Raw genomic sequence first — 2,924 nt, forward strand, 5'->3', positions numbered from 1 at the left:
TGCTCCTTCAGCCACTCGGACACCTCACCATATTGTTTTGCTGCTCACCTTGGGTGGGCAACGGGGCGCTACTATAGGGAGTTGCGCTAAAACGGTCAAGCAGTATTTATTCTTTTGCTATCGTTCGGTTAAGCATTGAACACTGCCCCGTCGTAGCGCGGCGGGGCAGGCGTTTTAACGCTGTGAATCAAGCTGTTCGTTATTCTTCACCACGTCCTGCGCTTTGGCATAGCTCTCGATCAGCAGCTGGTATGCCGGGAAGACTTTAGTATAAACCTCGGCCCATTCTGCGGCGTCTGGTCGATTCCATGTGCGCTGCAGTTCGGAAGCGACCGCGGCGGTATCCATCGGCACGACGCCCGCCTGAACGACCCGGGCGAGAGTGATCTCCTGCGCCATCTTGCTATAGGTGCCGGAGGCATCGATGACGGCAAAAACTCTATAGCCGTCGGCGACGGCGGCAATCGCCGGGAACGCCATACAAACGCTGGTAATCGTCCCGGCAATAATCAATGTTTTACGGCCGGTGGCCTTTACCGCGGCCACAAATTCCGGATTATCCCAGGCATTGATCTCCCCCTTACGCGCAATATAGTGCGCATGGGGCGCATTCTTATGGATCTCAGGGATTAGCGGCCCGTTCGGTCCCTGCGGCACCGATGCCGTGGTGATCACCGGAATACCGGCTAACGAGGCCATTTTTGCCAGCGCGGCGGCGCGCGCCCGTAACTCCGGCATCGGCATATCGCCTACGGTCTGGAAGAGACCGCTCTGGTGGTCGATCAGCAGCATGGCGGTATCATTGACATCAATAACAGGACGAGAACCATTAAAGTTAGCTGGGGTAGACATATTCTTCACCTCATTCAGTATCAGATTTGGCCGAAGCGGCCGCTATTAAAATCACGAACCGCTTCTGCGATTTGCGCTTTAGTATTCATCACAAACGGGCCGTAGCCCACGATCGGCTCCTGCAGCGGCTCGCCGGCCATCAGCAGCACTTTGACGTGACTACTGGCCGCGAGGTGGAGCGTTTCACCTTTTTGGCTGAGCACCACCAGCTGACCTTCGCGGGCGTTACCCTCGCCGTTCACCACGATTTCACCTTCCAGCACCACCAGCGCCGTGCTCCAGCCAGCGGGCTGATGCAGGGTTACCTCATGACTCTGGTTTAGCTGCAGGTCCCATACGTTAAGCGGCGAAAAGGTATGCGCCGGTCCGACAGCATCCTGATAGCGCCCGGCAATCACCCGCATGCGGCCAGCGTTATCCGGCAGCTCGGCGTCAGGGATGGCATCCGCCGTGATGCTTTGATAGCCGGGATGCGTCATCTTGTCTTTAGCCGGAAGATTGACCCACAGCTGAATCATTTTCAGCTCGCCGCCGGAGCGGGTAAATTCCGCCGAGTGGAACTCTTCGTGCAGGATCCCGGCGCCTGCGGTCATCCACTGCACATCGCCTGGTCCAATGACGCCGCCTCTGCCTGTTGAGTCTCGATGTTCAACTTCGCCGGAGTACACCACGGTGACGGTTTCAAATCCGCGATGCGGATGTTCGCCGACGCCGCGTTTCTCGGACCCTGCCGGGAAGTGATGAGGGCCTGCATAGTCAAGTAGCAGGAAGGGGCTTAGCTGTTCGCCGTGCGTCTGATAAGAGAACATTGAGCGAACCGGGAAACCATCGCCTACCCAATGCTGCGCAGGCGCGGTGTAGATTCCGGTAATCTGTTTCATGGCTTTCTCCAGTGCATCTGTTTCTGATGTGAATAAGCTTATATTCACCACTAATACTCCGGTAGATAGCAAAAACGGCCTATACTGTTCCAAAAATGGAACGATGGAGGAAGAATGCAGGATCTCAACGATTTAGCCTGGTTTGTGCAGGTGGTGGATCACGGAGGATTCGCGGCAGCGGGCAGAGCGCTCGATCAGCCTAAATCCAAACTGAGCCGGCGAATCGCCCAGTTAGAAGAACGCCTCGGCGTACGTTTGATTCAACGGACAACTCGTCAGTTTGCGGTAACGGAGGTGGGGCACACCTTCTATCAGCACTGCAAGGCGATGCTGATAGAGGCGGAAGCGGCAGAGCAGGCGGTAGAGACCCTGCGTTCCGAGCCACGTGGAAGCGTCAAGCTGACCTGTCCGGTGACGCTATTGCATGCGCACGTCGGGCCTATGCTGGCGCGGTTTATGGTGCGCTATCCGGGAGTTAATCTGCAGCTGGAAGCCACAAACCGACGAGTTGATGTCGTTGGAGAGGGCGTTGACATCGCGATCCGCGTACGCCCAAGGCCGATAGAGGATAGCGATCTGGTAATGCGCGTTCTCGCCGATCGTGGTCACCGCCTGGTCGCCAGTCCACAGTTAGTAGAGCAAAAGGGGCAGCCTGTGGCGCCGTCAGAATTAAGCGATTGGCCGGGATTGAGCCTGGGCGCAGGCAAACATCAGCATAAGTGGCAGTTGACCGGCCCGGAGGGCGCACGGGCGGAAGTCTACTTTACACCCCGGCTGGTCACCACGGACATGTTGGCGCTGCGCGAAGCGGCAATCGCCGGCGTTGGGGTGGTACAGCTTCCTTTATTAATGGTGCGCGATCAACTGGCGGCTGGCGAGCTGGTGGTTGTCCTCGATGAGTGGCAGCTGCGCAGGGAGGTGATCCATGCGGTGTTTGCCTCACGGCGCGGGTTGCTCCCCTCGGTCAGGGCGCTGGTTGATTTCCTGAGCGAAGAGTATCAGCGGATGGAGGAGGATTAGCATTTGCCTGAATCCACAAGGCGCAGGCTGTCGAACAGAGTCTGAAGCCGCAGAAGGGGGGGCCCGGAGGCGGCGCGATGCGCATGTCCGGGCTACCGGGCGGTGGCGTGCAATAGGCGAAAAAAAAAGCCCGTACCTGCGTACGAGCTCTTCTTAAAATATGGCGGTGAG

The 2,924-nt window shown here is 57.7% G+C and carries 3 protein-coding genes; 1 reads left to right on the forward strand and 2 read right to left on the reverse strand.

Annotation, left to right across the window (positions count from 1 at the left end; translation table 11 throughout):
• Positions 1-174 precede the first annotated feature (174 nt).
• Positions 175-852, reverse strand: coding sequence for an isochorismatase family protein (locus tag HMPREF3178_RS07345; protein ID WP_017146143.1), 678 nt, complete (start codon positions 850-852; stop codon positions 175-177).
• 20 nt (positions 853-872) lie between these two features.
• A complete protein-coding gene (locus HMPREF3178_RS07350) occupies positions 873-1,733 on the reverse strand; it encodes a pirin family protein (protein WP_017146142.1) in 861 nt (286 codons plus the stop codon).
• 114 nt (positions 1,734-1,847) lie between these two features.
• Here HMPREF3178_RS07350 and HMPREF3178_RS07355 point away from each other — a divergent pair, with 114 nt between their 5' ends.
• Entirely contained in the window at positions 1,848-2,753 is a 906-nt protein-coding gene (locus HMPREF3178_RS07355; protein WP_017146141.1) for a LysR family transcriptional regulator, read from the forward strand.
• Positions 2,754-2,924 lie beyond the last annotated feature (171 nt).

Origin of the sequence: Klebsiella sp. HMSC09D12 (genome assembly GCF_001808475.1) — a bacterium.
Lineage (GTDB): Bacteria > Pseudomonadota > Gammaproteobacteria > Enterobacterales > Enterobacteriaceae > Klebsiella > Klebsiella oxytoca.